At 60.2% G+C, this 19,824-nt stretch carries 19 protein-coding genes; 7 read left to right on the top strand and 12 right to left on the bottom strand.

Annotation, left to right across the window (positions count from 1 at the left end; translation table 11 throughout):
• Positions 1–161 precede the first annotated feature (161 nt).
• Positions 162–443 (top strand): GNAT family N-acetyltransferase, encoded by a 282-nt coding sequence (locus tag AX760_RS20770; protein WP_071834909.1) that lies wholly within the window; start codon positions 162–164, stop codon positions 441–443.
• A gap of 145 nt (positions 444–588) precedes the next feature.
• Here the strand turns inward: AX760_RS20770 and AX760_RS20765 are convergent, their stop codons facing one another.
• Entirely contained in the window at positions 589–939 is a 351-nt protein-coding gene (locus tag AX760_RS20765) for a flagellar export protein FliJ (protein ID WP_071834908.1), read from the bottom strand.
• A 441-nt stretch (positions 940–1,380) separates the two neighbouring features.
• Between AX760_RS20765 and ctrA the strand changes: the two genes are divergently transcribed.
• Positions 1,381–2,079, top strand: a complete 699-nt coding sequence (gene ctrA / locus AX760_RS20760) for a response regulator transcription factor CtrA (protein ID WP_060639445.1) — start codon at positions 1,381–1,383, stop codon at positions 2,077–2,079.
• 206 nt (positions 2,080–2,285) lie between these two features.
• Here ctrA and AX760_RS20755 read toward each other — a convergent pair whose 3' ends face one another.
• Both AX760_RS20755 and chpT read right to left on the bottom strand, forming a co-directional pair.
• Positions 2,286–2,648 carry a response regulator gene (locus AX760_RS20755; protein ID WP_071834907.1) on the bottom strand — a complete coding sequence of 121 codons (363 nt, stop codon included), beginning with the start codon at positions 2,646–2,648 and terminating at the stop codon, positions 2,286–2,288.
• 112 nt (positions 2,649–2,760) lie between these two features.
• Positions 2,761–3,408, bottom strand: coding sequence for a histidine phosphotransferase ChpT (gene chpT, locus AX760_RS20750; RefSeq protein WP_071834906.1), 648 nt, complete (start codon positions 3,406–3,408; stop codon positions 2,761–2,763).
• A 295-nt stretch (positions 3,409–3,703) separates the two neighbouring features.
• Between chpT and AX760_RS20745 the strand changes: the two genes are divergently transcribed.
• Positions 3,704–4,294, top strand: a complete 591-nt coding sequence (locus AX760_RS20745) for a DUF1134 domain-containing protein (RefSeq protein WP_083531272.1) — start codon at positions 3,704–3,706, stop codon at positions 4,292–4,294.
• 232 nt (positions 4,295–4,526) lie between these two features.
• Positions 4,527–5,684, top strand: coding sequence for a hypothetical protein (locus AX760_RS20740; protein WP_071834905.1), 1,158 nt, complete (start codon positions 4,527–4,529; stop codon positions 5,682–5,684).
• 32 nt (positions 5,685–5,716) lie between these two features.
• Here AX760_RS20740 and AX760_RS20735 read toward each other — a convergent pair whose 3' ends face one another.
• Positions 5,717–6,553, bottom strand: coding sequence for a TrmH family RNA methyltransferase (locus tag AX760_RS20735; RefSeq protein WP_071834904.1), 837 nt, complete (start codon positions 6,551–6,553; stop codon positions 5,717–5,719).
• A 5-nt stretch (positions 6,554–6,558) separates the two neighbouring features.
• Positions 6,559–6,942, bottom strand: coding sequence for a hypothetical protein (locus tag AX760_RS20730; RefSeq protein WP_071834903.1), 384 nt, complete (start codon positions 6,940–6,942; stop codon positions 6,559–6,561).
• Positions 6,943–6,973: 31 nt separating this feature from the next.
• Here AX760_RS20730 and AX760_RS20725 point away from each other — a divergent pair, with 31 nt between their 5' ends.
• Positions 6,974–8,002 carry an RluA family pseudouridine synthase gene (locus tag AX760_RS20725; protein WP_071834902.1) on the top strand — a complete coding sequence of 343 codons (1,029 nt, stop codon included), beginning with the start codon at positions 6,974–6,976 and terminating at the stop codon, positions 8,000–8,002.
• A 297-nt stretch (positions 8,003–8,299) separates the two neighbouring features.
• Complete coding sequence (gene rpoH, locus AX760_RS20720) at positions 8,300–9,205, top strand: RNA polymerase sigma factor RpoH (RefSeq protein ID WP_071834901.1); 906 nt, start codon at positions 8,300–8,302, stop codon at positions 9,203–9,205.
• Positions 9,206–9,293: 88 nt separating this feature from the next.
• On the opposite strand, the gene AX760_RS20715 is transcribed toward rpoH, so the two are convergent.
• Both AX760_RS20715 and AX760_RS20710 read right to left on the bottom strand, forming a co-directional pair.
• Positions 9,294–11,726 (bottom strand): hypothetical protein, encoded by a 2,433-nt coding sequence (locus AX760_RS20715; protein WP_071834900.1) that lies wholly within the window; start codon positions 11,724–11,726, stop codon positions 9,294–9,296.
• 68 nt (positions 11,727–11,794) lie between these two features.
• Positions 11,795–13,093: an adenylosuccinate synthase gene (locus AX760_RS20710; RefSeq protein ID WP_071834899.1), complete on the bottom strand. Its 1,299-nt coding sequence runs from the start codon at positions 13,091–13,093 to the stop codon at positions 11,795–11,797.
• Between the two features lie 219 nt (positions 13,094–13,312).
• On the opposite strand from AX760_RS20710, the gene AX760_RS20705 reads away from it, so the two are divergent.
• Positions 13,313–14,203, top strand: coding sequence for a DMT family transporter (locus AX760_RS20705; protein WP_071834898.1), 891 nt, complete (start codon positions 13,313–13,315; stop codon positions 14,201–14,203).
• On the opposite strand, the gene AX760_RS20700 is transcribed toward AX760_RS20705, so the two are convergent.
• From AX760_RS20700 to AX760_RS20680, 5 genes are all read right to left on the bottom strand, one after another.
• On the bottom strand, positions 14,200–14,724 hold the full coding sequence (locus tag AX760_RS20700) for an MgtC/SapB family protein (RefSeq protein WP_071835067.1): 525 nt from the start codon (positions 14,722–14,724) through the stop codon (positions 14,200–14,202). The genes AX760_RS20705 and AX760_RS20700 overlap by 4 nt on opposite strands.
• Positions 14,725–14,840: 116 nt before the next feature.
• On the bottom strand, positions 14,841–16,436 hold the full coding sequence (gene serA / locus AX760_RS20695; protein WP_071834897.1) for a phosphoglycerate dehydrogenase: 1,596 nt from the start codon (positions 16,434–16,436) through the stop codon (positions 14,841–14,843).
• A 79-nt stretch (positions 16,437–16,515) separates the two neighbouring features.
• Positions 16,516–17,694: a phosphoserine transaminase gene (locus tag AX760_RS20690; RefSeq protein WP_071834896.1), complete on the bottom strand. Its 1,179-nt coding sequence runs from the start codon at positions 17,692–17,694 to the stop codon at positions 16,516–16,518.
• 177 nt (positions 17,695–17,871) lie between these two features.
• Positions 17,872–18,702: an outer membrane protein gene (locus AX760_RS20685; RefSeq protein ID WP_083531268.1), complete on the bottom strand. Its 831-nt coding sequence runs from the start codon at positions 18,700–18,702 to the stop codon at positions 17,872–17,874.
• A 242-nt stretch (positions 18,703–18,944) separates the two neighbouring features.
• Positions 18,945–19,778, bottom strand: coding sequence for an outer membrane protein (locus tag AX760_RS20680; RefSeq protein ID WP_071834895.1), 834 nt, complete (start codon positions 19,776–19,778; stop codon positions 18,945–18,947).
• Between the last annotated feature and the right edge of the window lie 46 nt (positions 19,779–19,824).

Raw genomic sequence — 19,824 nt, 5'->3', positions numbered from 1 at the left:
GAAGCGCTGACACGCCGATGCCGAGCGCAGGAAAAATGGGCACGGAACGACAACGGTGGCGAAATCCAAAAAATGAAGCGCCGACCATCCTCTTTTTTCCTGGACCTCGACCCTACATAGTCGTGCGACGATCAAAAGACCCGCACGAGGAAAGCAGGCCCATGGATATCAAGAACGAGGAAACAGGATCGCACGGTCGCTATAGCGCCACCCTTGATGGCCACACCGGCGAGATGACCTATTCAAGGGCCTCGCCGACGTTGATCATTATCGATCATACCGGAGTTCCGGATGAACTGCGCGGCAAGGGTATCGGCCAGGCACTGGCACAGAATGCCGTGGACGCCGCCCGCAAGGGTGGCTGGAAGATCATTCCGCTCTGCCCGTTCATGCGCGCCCAGGCGCAGCGCCATCCGGACTGGCAGGACGTTATCCAGGGCTGAGATGCGTGCATGCCTGAAAAACAGAAGGCCCTTCTCAGGGACTCGGTATGAGTCCATGAGAAGGGCCTTTTTGTCCGTCCAGCTTAAGACATGGACAGTCGAGGCCGCGCTGCGCAGCTTGTTGCGCAACCCGTCCCGGCCGTTTTCAGGCCCGCATGCGAATAGCGCTATCGCGCTCCTCGATTGCCGCAGCCTTGGCAAATTCCGCCTGGACTTCCTCAAGCGACAGTTCGGCAGCCTCCTGCTGGACTTTCAGCTCACGGATGGAGACCTGCAGGTTGTCGGCCCTTTGACGGGCTGCCTTGGCGAAGGTCGGGTAGGCGAAATGCGAAGGGTCCGAAATGCCGGACTTCTTCTCTTCGAACGTGATCTGATTTTCCAATTCCTTGGTCATCCGCTCAAATTCGGACATCATCAGCTGCAGCTGGCTCAGCTGACGCCGTTTCTCCTTCACCTGAAATTCCTTCAGGCGAACTAGGCTCTCACGTGACTTCATACGCAATACTCCCGTGATGCGAGATCCCGGTTACTGGATTTGGCCCGACAAACCGACCAGACAGTGTCGGAAGCGAAAAATTTTCAGCGATCTTAACAAATACCTACCGCTGGTAACCTTTCGTTTACGGGCATCGTTAATCATAGGGACGATCATTTAAGGGTCAGTAAATGACGCCCATTAAATTTTACAGGCGCCATACATTGAGTCAGATGAGTCAGATAGCTGGTTTTCTTCATGTTTCGGATGAAGAGGGTCATTCTAGATTCACATGCAAAATCAGAGGACTGCAAAAAATATTTAACATTTCCGATACACCTTGCCAGAGTGAATCAGAATTTGTTAACCATTTACTGGCAGCCTCCAAATCAGGCAACGTCTGGATCCGTATCGCGTAAGGGGGCCAAAACGACCTTTCGGCGGCGGAAAAGGGGATAAATTATGCGGGTACTACTCATTGAAGACGACAGCGCGACAGCGCAGAGCATCGAACTGATGCTCAAGTCGGAAAGTTTTAACGTTTACACCACCGATCTTGGTGAAGAGGGTGTCGATCTCGGCAAGCTCTATGACTACGATATCATCCTTCTCGACCTCAACCTGCCCGACATGTCCGGCTACGAGGTTTTGCGGACGCTGCGTCTGTCCAAGGTCAAGACACCGATCCTCATCCTGTCCGGCATGGCCGGCATCGAGGACAAGGTCCGCGGTCTCGGCTTCGGCGCCGATGACTATATGACCAAGCCGTTCCACAAGGACGAACTGGTGGCTCGCATCCATGCGATCGTGCGCCGCTCTAAGGGCCATGCACAGTCGGTCATCTCGACAGGCGAACTGATCGTCAACCTGGATGCCAAGACCGTTGAAGTCGGCGGCCAGCGCGTCCACCTGACCGGCAAGGAATACCAGATGCTGGAGCTGCTTTCGCTCCGCAAGGGCACGACGCTCACCAAGGAAATGTTCCTCAACCATCTCTACGGCGGCATGGACGAACCGGAACTGAAGATCATCGACGTCTTCATCTGCAAACTGCGCAAGAAACTTGCAAACGCTGCCGGCGGCGCCAACTACATCGAAACCGTCTGGGGCCGTGGCTATGTGCTGCGCGAGCCAGAAGGCGAATTCGCCGAAAGCGCCTGAACGACCGCACCAGCGGTGGACGATGATGTCCCGCATCCCGCATATGCGGAGGCGTCGTGTCTGCTCATGATCCGTTTTGAAAACTCCGTCCCCTTACCGGGACGGATTTTTTTTGTGAAGAGGTCGGCATTACTGCACATCCCCGGACAGCAAAAAGCCGCAGGCGAGCTGCGGCTTGTGTTCTGGTCCCGACAAACATGTATGGGTCAGGCGGCAATCGACAGGCTGGCAAAGACATTCGTCAGGATCTTGCGATCGAAAGGCTTCAGCAGGAAATCGTCGGCACCGGCGCGTTTGCCGGCCATCATCTTCTTGAGGTCAGCCTCGACGACGCAATAATAGATGCGAACAGTCTTGCCGTTTTCCATCAGACGAATATTGCCAATCAGTTCCAGCGCGCCATCGAGGCCAGCATCGACGATGATGATATTCGGGAGCTCGGCCTGGCAATTCGACAGCGCCTCCAGCCCGTTGGCCGCCTCGGACACGAGGAAGCCCATTCCGGAGAGAATTCTCTTTCCGACTTTGCGGACCACATCGGAATCGTCGGCAATCATCAAACGCTGCATATTGGCTCCTCTGCGCCCGTATACCTAAACGGGAGCACTAATCTCAGGAACAACCGTATCGGATTTTGGCAAAGAATTTGTTACCGCGATTGCTAAAACGCGATTTTTTCGCCTATGCCGCTGCCATGCGAACGGTGAAGAGGATCTCTTCGCTGTTCGATGTCACCTCGATTTCCATGCCCGCCTCTTCTGCAAGCAGCACCGTATAATAGGGCTGGATCGTGTGTGCATCGACTGCTTCTTCCAGCGTGCCGGAGAGAAGTTCGACCAGACGCGGTGGGACCCGCATCATCCGCCCCTTGGCGATGAGCTTGAACACCGCATCATATTCCGGGTTTTCCAGAATGATATCGAGCGAGCCACCACGCGGGATAGCACCATAGGCAATCAGGAAGAGGTTGAGCAGAAGCTTGACGCGATTCTTGGCGATGATGACGCGCGGGCCGGTCCAGGTGACTTCGGTCTTCTTTTCCGCGGCAGCAAAATCCTTGGCAGCCTTTTCGGCTTCGCCGGTATCGATCGATGCGCCGACAGAGCCGGAGGCACCAAATGCTAGACGGGCAAACTTAAGCCGCACCGAAGCATTCAGCGCGCTTGTACGGATCAGGTCCATGGCATCCGCGTCGGCACCGCCTTCGTCCAGAAGCTCGAGACCGTTGTTGATCGCACCCACCGGGGAAATGATGTCGTGGCAGACGCGGCTGCAGAGAAGTGCTGCCAGATCAGGACCGGTCAGCGTCAGGTTCGGGTTCTTTCCCATAGAATATCCTCAATGGCCTTCGTTCGGCTTCCGGTGTCATTCCGGCAATTGGCTGGCCGTTTACGTTCAACCAACCCGCTTTGTTTTAAGCGATGAAGATTGCGCGGACATATCCGCCAAGGCGAAGGTCATAAAGACACCACATTTGGTAAACCGATTGTTAAGATCATCGGTTCAAATTGCGTCTATGGGAGGTGGATCTTCCGCCAAACGGCGCTTGCGCCGAAAAAGCTCCACCGCCCCGCGAGCCACGCCCCTTCAACGTCCAGGAAGGATGGCTCTGACGGAGGAAGAAATGCAGTCGATCATCAATGCCGCCAAGACCATTTGCCTTCAGGCATTCGTCACCTTAGTCGCCATCGCCGGCCTCGCAGCGCCGGCACAGGCACAGCAGGCTGGCGGGACGCAGTACACCGCACAGGAAATCGTCGATGCCGGCCACGGCTTCTTCGGATCGACGTCCGGTGGCCTTGCCAAAGTGGTCGAGCGCGCCTTCCAGAGTTACGGCCTGCCCAATGGCTATATTCTCGGCCAGGAAGGCTCTGGCGCCTTCGTCGCCGGCCTGACCTATGGCGAGGGCGAAATGTTCACGAAGAATGCCGGCCAGCACAACGTCTTCTGGCAGGGGCCTTCGCTGGGTCTTGATTGGGGCGGACAGGGCAGCCGGTCCATGATGCTGGTCTATAACCTGCCGAGCATCCCTGCCCTCTACAAGCGTTATGGCGGCGTCTCCGGCTCGGCCTATGTGGTGGCCGGCGTCGGCATGACCGTCCTGACAAACGACAACGTCATTCTTGTGCCCATCCGCACCGGCATCGGTGCCCGGCTCGGGATCAATGTCGGCTATCTCAAACTCACCGATCAGCCCACATGGAACCCCTTCTGATAGCGCAAGCAACGTCATGTACCGGGAAAGCCTGGCCATACGTTTCGCAGTCATCCGCGCCTCGCCGACCATCGAATACTTGAAGTTGGAAGACCGTCGTGCTTAGAGCATAGACCGGAAATGCCGAACGGACATATCGTAAAGCCTATCGGCAGCTTTCGGGCCGGTGGTTCCGATGCGCGGCCGCGACGCTTGAAAAGACCTGTAAACAGAGATCGAGTGGTTCTGGCCCGTGATTGAATTTGCCCTCCTGTTTGCTCTTGGATTTTTGACGGCCGCGATTTTCGGCCTCCTGGTTGCCCCCGCCGTGCACAAACGCATCATCCGCTTTGCCGAAGACCGGCTGAAGGCGACCATGCCGCTCTCACCCCAGGAAGTGCGCGCCCAGAAGGATGCCGCCCGCGCTGGCTACGCCGCCGAGAACGCACGCACCAGCCAGGCGCTGAAGCGCGAGCGCGATAAGGCCGTGGCCCTGATGGTTAGCAACGGCACCATGCTCCAGGAAGCGCAGCGCCTGACCGGCGAGAATGCGGAACTGCACACTCAGATTGCAGACATGAATGTCGAGGCGGCGGATTTGAGATCCTCCATCCGACAGTTCGAGCAGCGGATCGAACGGCTGAAATCGACGCTGACCGCAGTGGAGAGCGACAATGAGGGCAAGACCAAGGAGATCCGCACGCTGCTGCGCCAGCTGGATCACATATCGGCCGATGTCGACGGCATGCGCATCGACCTCGCCACCCGTGACACCGAGGTGGAGAACCTGAAGAGCCGGATTACCGGTCTGCGCGACGAACGCGAAAGCCTGCGGGAAGAGATCAAGGCCGAGGGCGCCCGCGCCAGGGAAATGGAAGTTCGGCTTGGCCGCGAGGAAGTGCGCATCCGCCAGCTTGAAACACGCCTGTCCAAGGAAATTGCCGCCAACGCCGATAAGGACAACGTCATCGAGCGACGCACCGCCGAGGTCGAACGCCTGCGTGCCAAGAACAAGGAAACCGGCCTCGAATTGCGCGACGCGTCCCGCGCCCTGCGCACGGCCGGCGTGACACAACTGCCACGCAAGGAAAAGAAGCTCCCGGAGCCGCCGGGACTGGCCGCGGTTTCACCGTCCGCAATCGACATTCCGACACTCTCCGAAGACGCCCGGAACAGGGCGACGGCGGTGTCCGAACGACTGAGCAATTCCCGCACGTCGGCGCATGATGACGCGCTGCGCTTGGAAATCGCCGGCATTGCCGCAACAATGATTGCGGTGACTGCAGCAAGCGAGGGAGTAGCCTCCCCCATCCATTCCATCCTGTCGGCTGAGGCAGTCTCTAGCACGCGTAGCGGCCGCGACAGTCTGGCGGGCCGCGCCCGCGCCTTGCTGCCGCCAAACGAAGCATAATACCTGAAACGCATGTGGAATCCGGCGGTCTTTCAGACGAAACCGTTGATTCGCGCCACCTGATGCAGCGCGATACCCGTCGCTGTCGCGACGTTGAGGCTGTCCAGACCCGGGCGCTGCCTTATGCGGGCCGTGCGGATCGACGACAGGATCGCGGCTGGCAGGCCCTCCCCTTCCGTTCCGACCAGAAGCGCAGTCCGCGGTGAAGGCGGGATGTCGTGCAACTCGGTTTCGCCACGGGGCGAGAGACCCCATATGGCAAAGCCCTTGGCCTGCAACTGGTCAATGAGCGCGGCGATCGATCCTTCGCGGGCAAAGGGCACGCTCAGCACCGAACCGACGGAAACGCGGATCGCCTTGCGGTACATCGGATCGCAGCTCGTCTCGTCCATCAACACCGCGTCGACCCCGAAAGCCGCAGCGTTTCGAAACATCGACCCCAGATTGTCATGGTTGGAAATCCCGCAGGCGGCAAGCACCAGCGCATCGGGTGCAACGGCATCCAGCAGCGCATCCCGGCCCGCCATACCATCGCGTCTACCAATGGCCAGAACGCCCCGGTGCATGTTGAAGCCGGCAATCGCATCGAAGACAGAGGCCGCCGCGACATAGACCGGCACATCAGCGGGAAAGGCAGCGAGAATTTCATCAACGCCGGACAATCGGTTTTCGAGGATCAGGATCGCATCTGCCACAATACCGCGCCCCATCGCATGCGCTGCCGCCAGCATGCGCAGCACCACCGTCCCCTCTGCAATGAACAAGCCCTGCCGCCCGGTCAGGTCGCGCTCCTTGATCGACATGAAGCCAGCCACCCGCGGATCGGCAGGATCGGAAATATGGATCCGCAGCGCGCCGCTACCAGACATCGCTCTCAGTTCGTCTTGACGAGAATATCGGCGACGATACGACCGTTGGCGATATCGACGACAAACGCCTTGCGCTCACCGCCGGCCAGGCTGCCGTAGAACAGGATCTGCCCATCGGCAAGCGCGACGTCGGAAACGGTAAACCCTGCAGGCAGGGCCGCAATGCCCGCCACAGGCGCATCGCTTGGTACGCTCGCCGACGACGCCTGAGACGAAGGTCCGCCGCTCGGACGTGTCACCTTGTAGACAATCGTGCCCAGCACGGCCATAAGCATGACCAACATGACGCCGACCGAGACGACCTGCAGTTTGATCATCTTGCGGCGGACGTTTTCCATGGCCGGGTCGAGCGGCTTTTCTTCCTGTCCGTCTTGAACCTGTTGCGACATGACTGGCCTTTACCTGTGAGATCGAAGAACTATGAACGACCCCTTTAAACAAGCCCCGGCCATTAGGAAAGTCCTGACTGCCAACGAGGATGCCAGCGGCCGCATGGATGCGTTTCTGACGGATGCGCTGGACGGCGAATTTTCGCGCAACCGGATCAAGGCGCTGATTGAAATGGGTGTCGTCTTCGTCAACGGCAAGGCCGTCACCGAGCCAAAGCGCAAGGTCCAGCCGGGCGACCTCTTCGAAATCGGTTTGCCGGAGCCGGAAGACCCGGAACCGAAGGGCGAGAACATCCCGCTCGATGTCGTTTACGAGGACGCGGACGTGATCGTCCTGGTCAAGCCGCCGGGCCTGGTGGTGCATCCGGGCGCCGGCAACTGGACCGGTACGCTGGTCAACGCGCTGATCCATCATTGCGGCGATAGCCTGTCGGGCATTGGGGGCGTCAAGCGTCCCGGCATCGTTCACCGCCTCGACAAGGATACCAGCGGCGTCATGGTCGTCGCCAAGAATGACAATGCCCACCGCCATCTCTCCGAGCAGTTCGCCGACCATGGCCGCACCGGACCGCTGGAACGCGCCTACCAGGCGATCGTCTGGGGACGGCCGAAAACCTTGAAGGGCACCATCGATGCCCCCCTCGGTCGCGCCGGTGACCGCATCAAGCGGGCCGTCAAGAAGATCGATACAGACGATGCCCGCGAGGCCATCACGCATTACACCGTGATCGACCGCTATCTCGAAAAGCCGGATTCGACGGCGCTGGCCGCCATGGTCGAGTGCCGGCTCGAAACCGGTCGCACCCACCAGATCCGCGTCCATATGGCCTATGTCGGCCATCCGCTGATCGGCGACCCAGACTATGGCGCGGCCTTCCGGACGAAATCGAATTTGCTTCCCCCTGCGGCAAAAACAGTGGTCGATCGCTTCCCCCGCCAGGCGCTGCATGCCTTCCTGCTGCAATTCGAGCATCCGGCAACCGGCAAGACCATGCACTTCGAAAGTCCGATGCCGGATGACATGCGCGCACTCGCCAAGGCCTTGAAGACATCAGCCTGATCCGCGCAGTTTCGGTGCGCAGGAGAGTGATCCAACGGCTGCGTCCCGAACGTATCGTAGACAGGAAACAGATTTTCATGCGGGTTTTGGGGCTGGAAGACTTGTTTTTCAGCCTTTCGGACCCGATCTAAGCGAAGCAACCACCTTATGGAATTCTGTTCTCCCGGTTCACCACTCCGTGAAACCGGAGTTCTTGAATCATGCTTTCGCCGTACTTATTTGTTAGATCGTGGGGTCGGATAGACCCACATGCCCGGTCAGCCGTAAGGAGACCGGAACGCGAAAGGGGGGTGCATCATGGCCCGCAGTACAATGCCGTCAATTACCGCCGGAGAAGGCGGTCTCAATCGTTACCTCGACGAAATCCGCAAGTTCCCCATGCTTGAGCCGCAGGAAGAGTACATGCTCGCCAAGCGCTATCATGAGCATGACGACCGGAAAGCGGCCCACAGGCTCGTGACAAGCCATCTCCGTCTCGTGGCCAAGATCGCCATGGGCTATCGCGGCTACGGCCTGCCGATCGGCGAAGTCGTGTCAGAAGGCAATGTCGGCCTGATGCAGGCCGTCAAGAAGTTTGATGCGGAGCGCGGCTTCCGCCTGGCGACCTATGCGATGTGGTGGATCAAGGCATCCATCCAGGAATACATCCTGCGCTCCTGGTCTTTGGTGAAAATGGGCACGACTGCCAACCAGAAGCGGCTGTTCTTCAACCTGCGTCGCCTCAAGGGCAAGATCCAGGCGCTCGACGAGGGCGACCTGAAGCCAGAGCACGTCACGCAGATTGCCACGACCCTCAAGGTGTCCGAGGCCGAGGTTATCTCGATGAACCAGCGCCTGTCCGGGGATGCATCGCTGAATGCGCCGATCCGCGCAAGCGAAGGAGAATCCGGCCAGTGGCAGGATTGGCTCGTCGACGACCATGACAGCCAGGAAACCATCCTGATCGAGCAGGATGAACTGGAAAGCCGCCGTGGCTTGCTCTCCAGCGCGATGAAGGTCCTGAACGACCGCGAACGTCGTATCTTCGAAGCACGCCGCCTGACCGAGGATCCGATCACGTTGGAAGACCTCTCGACCGAGTTCGACATCAGCCGCGAGCGGGTGCGCCAGATCGAGGTACGCGCTTTCGAAAAGGTTCAGGATGCCGTCCGCAAGGCAGCACTGGATCGCCAGAATTCGCTGCGTGTTGTCGAGGACGCTTAGTCCTTTTTCCAACAGCTCAAACAAACAGGCCCGGCTGATCCTTCAGCCGGGCCTGTTTCGTTGTTGACGTAATACCGAGCTGCGGTCGCTACTGAACCGTGGCTGCCGGACTTGCCGTGGCTGTCAGGCTCCATGCCTGCAGGGCCTTGTTGAAGGCCTCCGTGCCGGTCGGGCCCTTTTCGAGCGTCAGCAAGGCGCGGCGACCATTGCGATAGGTCAGCGGGATGTCGATCCAGCTGCGGCTGCGCAGAAGTTCGGTATTGGTGGTGACCGCCTCAGGAAAATCGTTGAGCGCGATCATGTGGAAATCCTCGGTGATCTTCGCCGGCACGGCAATCAACGCATCGCCGCGATCCTGCTCGTTGCGCTTCATTGCAACGCGCTGGACGCTGTCGATGCTGCCGCCCTCGAACGTATCGGGCAAGGAGAACACGAATTCGATGACATGGCTTGCCGGAAGCGAAGCATCCGCGTTGCGCTTGATCGTCACCAGCGCGGTCAGGCCACGTTCGGGAACGTTGATCTGCGCCTGGATCACCGGTTCAGGTTTTGCATCGCCACCGGGCGATTCATCCTTGACCGACCAGGCGACATTGCCTTCGATTGCGGTCGGCGCAGACTGGCCAAGCCGCTCTTCGTAAAGGAACATCTTCTGCGCACCGGCGGGAACGACCTCAGGTTCGGCAGCGTCTGTCGCCGGTTCCTGTGTCGTCGTCTCGGCCGGCTGTGCACCGGTCGCCGTCGTTGCTGGCGTTGTCTGTGCGGACACAGCGGTATCGGCCGGCTTGCCGGCCTCGGTCTGCGCTGCGACCGACTTGCCCTCCTGCTGGACGATGTCTCCGGCCGCCGCGACCGCAGGCCCTTCATCGACCTCGCTGCCATCCGTCTGCAGGCGCTGAGTGAATTTTGTCGGCGCCGTCTCCAGAGAGGCAACCTCCTCGCCGGCCGGCGTTGTGGAGTTCGCGGCGGGCGTGGTTTCGGCCGTGCCCGAGCCGGACGTATCGACAGTGTTGCCGACAGGTGCGGGCGACATGACCGAGGCCAACATCCCGGATACCCAGCCGTTGACGCTCGCCTGGTTCTGCCAATAGGCAAAGCCGCCGCCGCCGAGCACCAGAAGCAGAACAGCCGCAAGCGCTGCGGTCTTCACATTCAGGGCGGAGCGCTTCGGCTCGACGCGATAGGAGACCGGTCGCGCCGGCGCAGCCATTTCATCGACCGGCTGCGGATCGGGTATGCGGGCAGGACCGAGATCGGCCGTCGCGGCAGCCACGGAAACGCTGCCGTCGCCGTTCAGAAGGTCGTCGATATCATCCCAGGCACCTGGCTTGCGCTCTGCCGTAACGGCTTGCGCCTCTGCGGCCTCGCCGCTGGTCGTCTTATCGACCGGCCAGGACCAATCGGAAACCGGGGGGACAACGGCTGTGTCTGCAGCCGGTGCCGCAGCCTGAGCGAAGGGATCGCCGTCTTCCCAAGCCCAGGAATGGGTCGGCTCGACAGGAACCGCCGTCACATCACCGTCCGCTTCGCGCGCAAGATCCGCAGCCCGCTCGACAGCCAGTTCAACAGCCTCTTCGGCATGCTCGACCGTTTGCTCGCGCTCGGGCCAGGCAGGCTCTGCCGCCGCAGCGTCTGACGAAGGGCTGCTCCATTCCGGCAGTTCCCATTCGGAGGCAACTGCGGCCGGAGCGGGTTCGGGCTCGATCTCGACCTCGGAATGTCCAAAGGCCGGTACCGCCGCAGGTGGTTCATCCTGGGGCTCTTCTACGGGAGCATATTCCGGCTCAGCATAGACGGGCGCGGCATCGACAGACGTTTCAGGGGCGTGGGCGGCCTCAGCGTTGTCGCCTTCATCCGCATGGCCATGCTCGACACCAGTTTCCTCAGCGTCGTTTGCGTCCCGCCCGTGACTTTCGGAAAATTCGGTCTCAGCAGAGACTGTCGGTTCCGGGGTTGGATCAGTTTCAGGGACGACTTCAGCAACGATATGATGCTCTGGCGCTTCCCAGATCGGATCGGAATGCAGATTGTCTGCCGGCGCCTCGACACCGTCCTGATCCGCCACGGCAGCCACGTCGGCGGCAGCAGGGTCGGATGGCCATGGTTCGGACGCGGCCGGCTGCTGGCTGTCAGCGACAACTTCAGGATGTTCGTCCTCTTCGTCGCCGACTGGCTCGGCCTCTGCGACGGTTTCCGTCTGGGCGGCAACCTCGGCCGGATCGTCGACAGCCTGCTGTTCCCCGACAAAGACCGGGGCGTCGTAGACAGGCTCTTCCGCCAAGATCGGCGCTTCGTCCACCGGTGGCAGAGCTTCGGCGTGATCGCCTTCCACTTCGGCAATGGCCAGTTCGAGCTTGACCATCTGCCGGTTGATCATCTCTTCCGACGGCTGCGGCTTCATGCTTTCGAGCTGACGGCGAACGGCACCCCGGGCCTTGTCGTAGACCTTGGCCCGCATCTCGGGAACATTGTCCGACAGGCCGTCAACCGTCCTTCGAATAACTGCTACAAAATCCGCCATCAGAACTTTCTCTAAACAATTCGACGCTCATACACGCCAAACCCATATATGCGTCAGAACAAGGAAGACTAGTCCTCAAAGGGGTCCGTAACAAGTATCGTGTCGTCACGCTCGGGGCTGGTCGACAGAAGCGCAACGGGCGCGCCGATCAGTTCTTCCACCTGGCGGACATATTTGATCGCCTGTGCCGGCAGGTCGGCCCAGCTGCGGGCGCCGACGGTGGAACCCTTCCAGCCTTCCAGCGTGATGTAGACCGGCTTGGCCATCGCCTGCTGTGCCTGGCTCGCCGGCAGATGATCGATCGCTTCGCCGTCGAGCGTGTAGCCGACGCAAATCTTCAACTCATCGAGACCGTCGAGAACGTCAAGCTTTGTCAAAGCGATACCGGTGATGCCGTTGGTGGCAACCGACTGGCGCACGAGGGCCGCATCGAACCAGCCGCAGCGACGCTTGCGTCCGGTAATCGTGCCGAACTCATGGCCTTTTTCGCCCAGGAACTGGCCGACCTCATCGAAAAGTTCGGTCGGGAAAGGACCTTCGCCGACGCGCGTCGTGTAGGCCTTGGTGATGCCCAGGATATAGCCGAGCGCGCCCGGGCCCATGCCGGAGCCGGCAGCCGCCTGTCCGGCGACCGTGTTGGACGAGGTCACGAAAGGATAGGTGCCGTGATCGATATCGAGCAGCGTGCCCTGTGCACCTTCGAACAGGATGCGCGCACCCTTGCGGCGCTGGCGGTCTAGCAGCAGCCAGACGGTCTCCATGAAGGGCAGGACGCGATCGGCGACCGAGGACAGCTCCTGCATGATCGTCTCGTGGCTGACTTCGGCTTCGCCAAGGCCGCGACGCAGCGCATTGTGGTGTGTCAGCAGGCGATCGACCTTGGCCGGCAGCGTGCCGAGATCGGCAAGATCCATGACCCGGATGGCGCGACGACCAACCTTGTCCTCGTAGGCCGGACCGATGCCGCGACGGGTGGTGCCGATCTTGGTACCGCTGTTGGACGCGGCGTCCTCGCGGATGCCGTCCAGCTCGCGATGCAGCGACAGGATTAGCGTGGCATTGTCGGCAACACGCAGGTTTTCCGGCGTGATCATGACGCCCTGTTTGCCCAGCTTTTCGATTTCGGCAAGCAGCGCATGCGGATCGATGACGACACCGTTGCCGATGACCGCCAGCTTGCCGGGACGCACCACGCCGGAGGGAAGCAGCGACAGCTTGTAGCTGGTGCCGTCGATCACGAGGGTATGTCCGGCATTGTGCCCGCCCTGGAACCGCACGACGATATCGGCACGCTCGGAGAGCCAGTCGACAATCTTGCCCTTGCCTTCATCACCCCATTGCGAACCGACAACCACCACATTCGTCATTTCAGATTTCCTGTTTTCCTGTTTCGCGTTTCCGGGCGCCTGTTCATGCGCAGCCTTCAAACCCGCGCATCTATACTGTTTTGTTTTTTTAAAAGCGACCCTGTTGTGTCCCGGCATCCGGGTTTTTGCATGACATTTGGCTGCTTTGGCCTATATCAGGGTGCATCTCACGCGCTTCCCGATCAGAAGGAAGCCGAACCGTCTTCGGAAACACGCCACGTGAACCTTCAGGCCTATGTCATTCTCTGCATCACGACCCTGATCTGGGGCGGCAATTCGGTTGCCGGAAAGCTCGCCGTCGGCCATGTCAGCCCGATGATGCTGACCGGCATGCGCTGGGTCATTGCCTGCTCGATACTGCTGGCATTCGCCGCACCGCAGGTGCGCCGCGACTGGCCGGTCATCCGCAAGAACGGGGCGCTGCTTCTGGGTTATGGCCTTGTCGGCTTTACCGGTTTCAATGCGTTTCTCTACTCCGCCTTGCAGTTTACCAGCGCGATCAACTGCGTCATCGAGCAGGCGGGTATTCCCATGGTCATTTTTGTCGTGAATTTCCTTCTCTTCCGGACAAAAGTCTCGCCCGCCCAGATCGCCGGCTTTACGCTGACCCTGTTCGGCGTGGCACTGACCGCCTCGCACGGCGACCTGACGACACTCTTGACGCTCGACCTCAACAAGGGCGACGCACTGATGATGGCAGCGGTGCTGGTTTACGCCGCCTATACGGTGGCACTGCGCTTCAAGCCGGAAATTCACTGGAAGAGCCTGATCGCTGTTTCCGCCTTCGGCGCGCTCCTGAGCAGCCTGCCACTTGTCAGCTGGGAAATCGCCACCGATCGCATGATCTGGCCGGACATGCGCGGCTGGGTCATCGTCGCCTATGCCGGCCTCCTGCCCTCGCTGGTATCGCAAATTCTCTACGTCCGGGGTGTGGAACTGATCGGCCCCAACCGTGCAGGCCTGTTCATCAACACCATCCCGATCTTCGGCATGGTGCTGTCCATCCTGTTGATCGGCGAGACGCTGCAGACCTTCCATCTGATTGCCATGGCGCTTGTTCTGGGCGGAATAGCAGTCGCAGAGCGCGGGCGCCCGAAGGATCCGGCCTAATCCGGCTTCGACGTTGTATCCGGCGCGCTGGCTGCCTCGCCTTCGCGCTTCCACTGCATCGATACCTCGAAGCGGGCAACTGCAACCAGAACCGTAAGCCCAGCAATCAGCGCGAAAGCCGCGATCAGCCAGTGGCCGAAACCAAGCGCAAGACCGATCGCCCCGGCAAGCCAGAGACCGGCGCCGGTGGTTACGCCATGCACCTGGCCCCTGGACATGAAGATCGTCCCTGCCGCCAGAAACGCGACGCCCGCCGTCACCGCTTCGACGACGCGCAGCGGATCGATGCGGACCTGCTCCTCGGAAAGGCCCGGCACATGGATGCTTTCAATGGATATGATGGCAAAAACCGCGGCCGCGAGGCTGACGAGGATATGGGTCCGCAATCCGGCCGGCCGTTCGCGCACCTCCCGTTCGATGCCGATCAGCCCTCCGAAAAAGATCGCGCCGCAGAAGCGGGCAAAGATGATCGGGTATGGCAACTGCGTGTCGGGGAAAATTTCGGCGATGATCATGTCCATGGCGGGCGAAACGCCGCCGAAAGGCAATGGTTCCGCATTTGTGACAGTTTTGCGACACGAAAAGGTACGCCGCGCAGGGTGCGTGGCGTGCCTTATTCAAATGCGACCTCAAACTATCAGTCGACGTTAAAAACCAGCGGCTTGGCGGCCCGGATCGCGGGATTGGCGCGCAGCTTGTCGAGCACCGTTTCCGATACCGCGCCATCAACATAGAGAAGCGCGATGGCATCCGAACCCGCCGTATTGCGGCCGAGCTGGAAGTTGGCAATGTTGACGCCGGCATCGCCGAGCGTCATGCCGATGAAGCCGATCATGCCGGGAACGTCCGTGTTGGTGATGTAGACCATGTGATTGCCGACATCGGCATCGAGGTTGATGTCCTTGATCTGGATGAACCGTGGCTTTCCATCCGAGAACACCGTGCCGGCAACCGACCGCGTCTGGTTGGCGGTCTTGACCGTCAGCTTGATATAACCATCGAAGACACCGGACTTGTCGCGCTTGACCTCGGACAGGATAATGCCCTTTTCCTTGATCATCACAGGTGCCGAAACCATGTTGACGTCCGACACCTGGGCGCGGATCAGACCGGCCAGCGCCGCACTGGTGAGCGCCCTTGTGTTCATGCCGGCGGTCGCGCCATCGTAGAGGATCTCGATTTCCTTGATCGCGCTTTCCGTGACCTGGCCGACAAAGGCGCCGAGCACGTCGGCAAGCTTGATGAAGGGCTTGAGGATAGGGGCTTCTTCCGCCGTGATCGACGGCATGTTGATGGCGTTGGAAACCGCCCCCTTGATCAGATAGTCAGACATCTGCTCGGCCACCTGCAGCGCGACATTTTCCTGCGCTTCCGTGGTCGATGCGCCGAGATGCGGCGTGCAGACGACGTTCGGCAGGCCGAACAACGGGCTTTCCGTTGCGGGCTCGACCTCAAAGACGTCAAAGCCAGCACCGGCGACATGACCGGACTTGATGGCATCGGCCAGCGCTTGCTCGTCTACCAGGCCACCGCGGGCGCAGTTGATGATGCGAACGCCGGGCTTGGTCTTCGCCAGCGCTTCGCGGCTGATAATGCCGCGCGTCTTGTCGGTCATCGGCACATGCAGGGTGATGAAATCGGCCTGGGCCAGCAATTCGTCCAGCTCGACCTTGGTGACACCCATCTCCTCGGCGCGTTCCTTTGACAGGAAGGGATCATAGGCGATGACGTGCATCTTCAGCCCGATGGCCCGGGCGCAGACGATGCCACCGATATTGCCGGCGCCGATGACGCCGAGCGTCTTGCCGGTGATCTCGACGCCCATGAATTTGGACTTTTCCCACTTGCCGGCCTGTGTCGAGGCATCGGCCTGCGGCAATTGCCGGGCAACGGCAAAGATCAGCGCGATGGCATGTTCCGCCGTGGTGATCGAGTTGCCGAACGGCGTGTTCATGACGATGATGCCGCGGCGGGAAGCGGCCGGGATATCGACATTGTCGACGCCGATACCAGCGCGGCCGATGACCTTCAGATTGGTCGCGGCAGCAATCAGCTTCTCTGTCGCCTTGGTGGCCGAACGGATTGCCAGACCATCATAATTGCCGATGATTTCGGCAAGCTTGTCTTTGTCCTTGCCGAGCTTAGGCTGGAAATCGACCTCGACGCCGCGGTCGCGGAAGATCTGGACAGCAGTTTCGGAGAGTTCATCGGATACGAGTACGCGAGGTGCCACGGGAGGCCTCCATTGGTTTCGTCAAAATTGAAAAGGATGAGGGGAGCAACCGCGCCCTGTCGGCGCGGTCAAATACCAATCAGGCCGCAGCCTGCGAAAGCATTGCCTTCTGGGTCGCAAACGCCCAGTCGAACCAAGGCATCAGCGCCTTGATGTCGGAGGTTTCGATCGTCGCACCGGCCCAGATGCGGAAACCGGACGGCGCATCGCGATAGGCGCCGATGTCGTGGGCAACGCCCTGTTTTTCGAGAAGCGCGACCATGCCCTTGGCAAAGGCGTCCTGTCCCGCAGCGTCGAGGGCCGCGACGTCCTTGTCAACGATCTTCAGGCAGACCGATGTGTTGGACTGCGTTGCCGGATCGACGGCGAGATTGGCGATCCAGTCGGTCTTTGCAACAAAATCCTCGATCGCCTGCGCATTGGCATCGGCGCGCGCAATCAGGGCCTTGAGGCCACCGAGCGACTTAGCCCAGTTGAGCGCATCGATGTAATCCTCGACGCAGAGCATGGACGGCGTGTTGATCGTCTCGCCCTGGAAGATACCTTCGATGATCTTGCCGCCCTTGGTCATGCGGAAGATCTTTGGCAGCGGCCAGGCCGGGTCGTAGCTTTCCAGACGCTCGACGGCGCGTGGCGACAGGATCAGGATGCCATGGGCGCCCTCGCCTCCCAGAACCTTCTGCCAGGAGAAGGTCACGACATCGAGCTTGGCGAAATCGAGATCCTGCGCAAAGGCAGCGGATGTCGCATCGCAGATCGTCAGGCCCTTGCGGTCGGCAGGGATGAAATCGGCGTTTGGAACACGCACGCCAGACGTCGTGCCATTCCAGGTAAAGACCACGTCGCGGTCGAAATCGACCTTTGCGAAATCGACGATCTTGCCGTAATCGGCAACGAATTTTCTGACGTCGGGAAGCTTGAGTTCTTTGATGACATCGGAGACCCAGCCGGAGCCAAAACTTTCCCAGGCGACCATGTCGACGCCGCGCGGTCCAAGCAGCGACCAGAGCGCCATTTCGACGGCGCCGGTGTCCGACGCGGGCACGATACCGATGCGGTAGTCCGCGGGCACATCAAGAATTTCACGGGTGAGGTCGATGGCCTGCTTGAGCTTGCTCTTGCCAATCTTGGCGCGATGCGAGCGACCAAGGGCTGCATCGGAGAGCGCTTCGAGCGACCAACCGGGACGCTTCGAGCAGGGACCAGACGAAAAATGGGTGTTGTTCGGACGAAGGTCCGGTGTCGCAGGGGTCGTCATCAATGCTATCCTTCCAGATAGAAAGCCTCTCGTTAGGGAGAGGTGGCCTGCCGCCGTGAATATGGCGGAGCCGGAAGGAAGTCAAGAATTTTATGTCGTAAATGACATGGTTTTTGACGGTCGCGGCGCAGGCTTCTGACAGAGCAACCCACTGCCCGACCGAGCGACCAGCGCGCGCTACCAGATCGACAGTCGCAAGCCTGCGCGCAGTTCGTGACGTCCCAGACCGTCGTCCAAGCCCTTGGCGCCCGTTGCGCCAGCCAGCGTTTCGGCACCGAAGCCGAACATATCGCCACCGCCGATGTGAGAGTATCGGTATCCGAGGTCGAGCTTCAGGCGGTCGGTGACGTCATAGGAGACGCCGGCCATCAGCGCATAGGTGAAGCGCCAGCTGTCATAGCCGTTATAGGATGCCGTTGCCGATGGACCGCCGGCGCAAACGCCGAGGCTATCGATACAGCTGGACGTCTGTGTCACGTCGGAGAAGCGCAGATTGGTCGCCCCGAGACCGGCGCCAAGATAAGGCGTGAAGCCGGCCAGCGTGCCGAGGTCGACATAACCATTGGCCATCAGGCCATAGGCCGTCACGTCGGCATTCGTGCCGATGGCGCAGGTCGTGCCAGCCCCCTCGCCCGCGCAGGGCAGCACGGCGCGCGAATCACCATCGAAGCGACCATCGAAATACTCGCCGGTCAGGTCGGCCCGAAACATGTCATTGATCTGATAGCCGAGGCCGAGCGTTGCGGACACCGGCTCGCCGAACCGGTCGCCATTGAACGGCATGCGGCCATAGGTACCTGTTCCGGCATCATAGGTGCGGTAGGCTGCGTCGCCATCGCTTGCCCATGGGGCATAACCGATGTCGCCGCGCAGGTAGAGCCCGCTGTTTTCGGCGGCCGTCGCGATCGTCACTTCAGGCGCATCGATGATGTCTTCTGCCAGAGCAACCGAAGGGACTACCAGTCCCATGGAGACGGAGAGGCCGACATAGAGTTTGCGCAAATTCATGGTCTTTGCCCTTTTCCGCCGCGCAGTCCGTGCGCCAATCCATGGAAAGAAGTGTGCCCGAGATGCGGCAGGCCCTGCCTCGAATCCGCGTTTCAGAATTCGTTAACCATAAATCGCGCTCCGTTAAGAAAGGTTTAAAACGGGAACGCCCGAATTCATGTTTGTGACCGGCCCAGCACCACCGGAACGCAAAAAAGCCGCCCGGCAGAACCGGACGGCTTTTTGAAAAAAACGATAGGATCCTACTTGTAAACCGGCTGTTCGACCGGGTAATCGACTGCCTGGTAAGGCTGTTCGCAACCGCCGAACGAATAACGCATACCGGCGCGGGCTTCATGCAGATACAAGCCCTTGTCGGAGCCAGGGCCGCCGTTCTGCGCGTAGCCGAACATATTGCCACCCATGACATGGCGGAAACGATAGCCCACGTCCGCCTTGATGTTGCAGGTCACGTCGATCGACGCGCCGGCCATCAGGGCGTAGGTGAAGCGCCACTTGTCCTTGCCGCCATGCTCGACGGTCGGGTCGCAGTTTGCCGGATTGCCGGTTTCGCAGCTTGTGTTTTTCAGCTTGTCCCACTTGACGTTGGTGCCACCGATACCGGCACCGACGTAGGGCGTGATCGAACCGTAGGTGCCGACATCAACATAGGCGTTGGCGAGAAGGCTCCATGCCGTCATCGAGGAAATATCACGCGAGGTGCAGGCCGCCGCAACACCGCAGGCGCCGGTCGTCGAACCTTCGAAATCGGCGTTGCCGAGATAGTCCAGCGTGACGTCCGTGCGCAGATAGTTGTTGATCTGGTAACCGGCACCAATGCCCAGCGTGTAGGAATTGTCGAGATCGGCGTGATCGAAGTCGCGGGTGTTTGCATTCGAGCCCTGATAGAAATGGGCGCCGCGCAGCTTGTTGAGCGAGAACCCGGCATCGCCGCGCAGGTACCAACCGCTGGCCGCCTCGACAGCGACCGGCTGTTCGATGATGGGTTGCTCGATCGGGGGTTCATAGACGTCTGCTGCATAAGCCGATGTGCCGCAGAGCAATGCTGCAACAACGCCACTCAAAATCTTCTTCATGGCCACACTCCACTATAATTGTTGCTTGGCCACCGGTCATGCGGCG

The sequence above is a fragment of the Pararhizobium antarcticum genome (assembly GCF_001885585.1).
GTDB classification, from domain to species: domain Bacteria; phylum Pseudomonadota; class Alphaproteobacteria; order Rhizobiales; family Rhizobiaceae; genus Pararhizobium; species Pararhizobium antarcticum.
The sequence above is the reverse complement of the archived record's forward strand: the minus strand, read 5'-3'. Positions and strand labels throughout refer to the sequence as shown.

Coding starts and splice junctions, on each gene's coding strand:
- AX760_RS20725 (WP_071834902.1), top strand. CDS start 6,974: ATGAACGACCCCTTTAAACAAGCCCCGGCCATTAGGAAAGTCCTGACT.
- AX760_RS20690 (WP_071834896.1), bottom strand. CDS start 17,694: ATGACGACCCCTGCGACACCGGACCTTCGTCCGAACAACACCCATTTT.
- AX760_RS20680 (WP_071834895.1), bottom strand. CDS start 19,778: ATGAAGAAGATTTTGAGTGGCGTTGTTGCAGCATTGCTCTGCGGCACA.
- AX760_RS20710 (WP_071834899.1), bottom strand. CDS start 13,093: ATGACGAATGTGGTGGTTGTCGGTTCGCAATGGGGTGATGAAGGCAAG.
- AX760_RS20765 (WP_071834908.1), bottom strand. CDS start 939: ATGAAGTCACGTGAGAGCCTAGTTCGCCTGAAGGAATTTCAGGTGAAG.
- chpT (WP_071834906.1), bottom strand. CDS start 3,408: ATGGGAAAGAACCCGAACCTGACGCTGACCGGTCCTGATCTGGCAGCA.
- AX760_RS20685 (WP_083531268.1), bottom strand. CDS start 18,702: ATGAATTTGCGCAAACTCTATGTCGGCCTCTCCGTCTCCATGGGACTG.
- AX760_RS20715 (WP_071834900.1), bottom strand. CDS start 11,726: ATGGCGGATTTTGTAGCAGTTATTCGAAGGACGGTTGACGGCCTGTCG.
- AX760_RS20770 (WP_071834909.1), top strand. CDS start 162: ATGGATATCAAGAACGAGGAAACAGGATCGCACGGTCGCTATAGCGCC.
- AX760_RS20700 (WP_071835067.1), bottom strand. CDS start 14,724: ATGGACATGATCATCGCCGAAATTTTCCCCGACACGCAGTTGCCATAC.
- AX760_RS20735 (WP_071834904.1), bottom strand. CDS start 6,553: ATGTCTGGTAGCGGCGCGCTGCGGATCCATATTTCCGATCCTGCCGAT.
- AX760_RS20745 (WP_083531272.1), top strand. CDS start 3,704: ATGCAGTCGATCATCAATGCCGCCAAGACCATTTGCCTTCAGGCATTC.
- ctrA (WP_060639445.1), top strand. CDS start 1,381: ATGCGGGTACTACTCATTGAAGACGACAGCGCGACAGCGCAGAGCATC.
- AX760_RS20755 (WP_071834907.1), bottom strand. CDS start 2,648: ATGCAGCGTTTGATGATTGCCGACGATTCCGATGTGGTCCGCAAAGTC.
- AX760_RS20730 (WP_071834903.1), bottom strand. CDS start 6,942: ATGTCGCAACAGGTTCAAGACGGACAGGAAGAAAAGCCGCTCGACCCG.
- rpoH (WP_071834901.1), top strand. CDS start 8,300: ATGGCCCGCAGTACAATGCCGTCAATTACCGCCGGAGAAGGCGGTCTC.